The organism is Nocardia sp. NPDC059764 (assembly GCF_042732555.1).
GTDB lineage: Bacteria > Actinomycetota > Actinomycetes > Mycobacteriales > Mycobacteriaceae > Nocardia.
Genome location: NZ_JBHWHH010000328.1, coordinates 1 through 2,859, shown reverse-complemented (window position 1 = coordinate 2,859; position 2,859 = coordinate 1). Strand labels below are relative to the sequence as shown.

The 2,859-nt window shown below is 68.1% G+C and carries 3 protein-coding genes; 2 read left to right on the top strand and 1 reads right to left on the bottom strand.

Going from position 1 to position 2,859, the window contains the following annotated elements:
* Nucleotides 1–68: 68 nt before the first annotated feature.
* Nucleotides 69–2,072, bottom strand: coding sequence for a glycoside hydrolase family 15 protein (locus ACFV4K_RS35320; protein WP_379280639.1), 2,004 nt, complete (start codon nt 2,070–2,072; stop codon nt 69–71).
* Nucleotides 2,073–2,193: 121 nt separating this feature from the next.
* On the opposite strand from ACFV4K_RS35320, the gene ACFV4K_RS35315 reads away from it, so the two are divergent.
* Both ACFV4K_RS35315 and ACFV4K_RS35310 read left to right on the top strand, forming a co-directional pair.
* The gene (locus tag ACFV4K_RS35315; RefSeq protein ID WP_357089983.1) at nt 2,194–2,430 is read left to right on the top strand and encodes a hypothetical protein; all 237 of its coding nucleotides are present in this window, start codon (nt 2,194–2,196) and stop codon (nt 2,428–2,430) included.
* 128 nt (nt 2,431–2,558) lie between these two features.
* Entirely contained in the window at nt 2,559–2,810 is a 252-nt protein-coding gene (locus tag ACFV4K_RS35310; protein WP_379280638.1) for a hypothetical protein, read from the top strand.
* The last annotated feature ends 49 nt before the right edge of the window (nt 2,811–2,859 follow it).

The window sequence follows — 2,859 nt, the reverse complement described above, 5'->3', positions numbered from 1 at the left end:
CGAAAGGTCTTCGTACTGAGCGAAATCGGCCGCGAGAGCGGCCGATTTCCTTTTTCGCGGTGTGTTTCTCAGCGCCCCGGGTGCGCCGGGTGGAACTGGCCCGGATGCTGGGACTCCTCGGCCCGGATCACGTGCATGACGGCGTTGATCAAGGCCAGGTGGGTGAACGCCTGCGGGAAGTTCCCCAGGTGCCGCCCGGTGCGCGAGTCGATCTCCTCGGCGTAGAGCTTGAGCGGGCTGGCATAGCCGAGCAGCCGCTCGCACAGCTGCCGGGCCCGTTGCAGCTCACCGATTTCCACCAGCGCCGACACCAGCCAGAACGAGCAGATGGTGAACGAACCCTCCTCGCCGGGCAGCCCGTCGTCGGTGGTCTCGGTGCGGTAGCGCAGCACCAGGCCGTTCTCGGTGAGGTCGTCGGCGATGGCGAGCACGGTGGCTCGTACCCGGTGATCGGTGGGCGGCAGGAACCGAGTCAGCACCACCAGCAGCAGCGAGGCGTCGAGGGTGTCGCTGCCGTAGCTCTGGGTGAACACGCCCTGGGCGTTGACGCCGTTGTCGAGGATGTCGGCGCGGATCTCGTCGGCGATGTCATGCCACTTCTTGGCATAGTCCATCTCGCCGTGCAGCTCGGCCAGTTTCGCGCCGCGGTCCAGCGCCACCCAGCACATCACCTTGGAGGAGGTGAAGTGCTGCGGTTGGCCGCGCACCTCCCAGATGCCGCGGTCCGGATCGCGCCAGTGCTCGATCGCGGCCTGCACCTGCCGTTCGAGCATGGGCCACAGTGTTTCCGGCACCTGCTGACGCGACTTCACGTGCAGGTACACCGAATCCAGGATAGTGCCCCAGATGTCGTGCTGCTCCTGGTTGTAGGCGCCGTTGCCGATGCGTACCGGGCGCGCGCTGTCGTAGCCGGACAGATGGGGGAGTTCGGATTCGGTGATCCGGCGTTCCCCGCCGATGCCGTAGAGCACCTGCAGCGACACCGGTTTCCCGTTGTCGTCGGTGGCGACGTCGTGCAGGAAGGCGAAGAAGTCGTCGGCCTCGCGGTCCAGGCCCAGGGTGTAGAGGCCCCACAGCGCGAAGGTGGAGTCGCGCACCCAGGCGTAGCGGTAGTCCCAATTGCGTTCCCCGCCCGGGGTTTCCGGCAGCGAGGTGGTGGCCGCCGCCAGCAGCGCGCCGGTGGGCGCGTAGGTGAGGCCCTTCAGCGTCAGTGCGCTGCGTTGCAGGTAGCCGCGCCACGGGTGATCGGGGAAGCGGCCCAACGTGATCCACTGCCGCCAGCATTCGGTGGTCTGCCACATCTTCTCCGCCGCCTCGGCGAAGTTCTGCGGCGGCGGCAGGTCCGACCAGGACAGCGCCACGAAGACCTGATCGCCCTCCTTCATGCGGGTGCGGGCGCGCGCCTCCCGGCCCTCCAGGCCCAGGCGCAGATCGGTGGTGAGGGTGAGGCCGGGCGCGCCCTCGATCTCGCAGGTGGCCTGCGCCTGCTCGTAGACCGCGCCGCTGTAGGCCCAATTGGCCGGGCCACGATGGTAATCGAAGGCGGGCTCGCAGCTCATCTCCAGTTCCACCACGCCGTTCACGCATTTCACGGTGCGCAGCAGCATGTGCTCGGCGTCCCAGTCCATGGGGGTGCGGCGGTGGCTGCGGCTGCGGGACCGATTGTTGTGCCACGGCCCCAGCACCAGCGCGTCGCGCACGATGAGCCAGCCGGTCTCGGTCTGCCAGGTGGTCTCGACGATCAGGCCGCCGGGCAGATAGCGGCGCGCGGCCGGCACATTGCGGCCGTAGGGGCCGATCCGGAAATGCCCGGCGCTGCGGTCCAGCATGGCCCCGAAGACGCTGGGGGAGTCCGGGCGCGGCACGCACATCCACTCCACCGCGCCATTGCGGGCGATGAGGCAGTTGGTCTCGCAGTCGGACAGGAAGGCGTAGTCGTCGATGGGCGGGAACATGGAGTGGTGCATGCCGCCCACCGCCGACGGCAGGTAGGCGTCGGACGGGGATGGGTCCGTCGTGGCCAGCGGGTCTCGCGGGGCTTCGAGCGACTCGGGTTCGTCGTACGACTCCATGACAACAATGATCGGCCCATCACGTCTCCCACCGCCACCCTCGACGGAGGCCTGTCGGCCGCTCACTCTGATTCCGCGGCCCGAATCGTCCGCCACAACGTTCGCGGCCTAGGCTGGGATCGTGCATGCGATCGCAGGATGGTGGGACGGCGTGGAACTGTGGGTGGCCGGGCTGCCCTTCGTTCCCCAGTTCGCGGTGGTGCTGGCCGCCATGGTGCCGGTCTGCCTGGGTATCGCCTACCTGCTGGACCGGATCCTGCGCCTGGTGCTGCACGTGCTCGGCCGTGACCGGATCGCCGCCCGCGAGGCCACCGTGACCACCGCGCAGCCGCGCCGCATCCGGAAGGAAGCCGCCTGACATGCCGCGCTCTCGTGTCCAGCTCGCCCTGATCGCACTACTTGTTCTCGTAGTCGTCGCCTGGTTGTTCACTCGCTGAGCGAGTTTCGGTACCGCTTCGGCGAACTCTGGGCGTACTGTGCTGACCCATGTCGACTACCGATGAAGGTCTGGAACTCGTGCTGTCCGAAGAGGACTTCGAAGACGAGCCCCGTCTGATCGCCACCCACTACACCGGTCCCGAAGAGGCCCTCGAGATGGTCAAGGCCGCCCAGCTGCTGGGTCTGGGCGTGCGCCTGAGCAACCGTATCCGCCCCGACGAGGAGGATGCGGAATCCGCCACCGAGGAGTGGATCCTCGACATCCTCGAGACCCCGCCGGTGGTCGAGGGCGACGAGTAGCCCACGCGGGCTACTCCCCGAGCGAGAGCAGGGGTCCGGGGCCATGCCC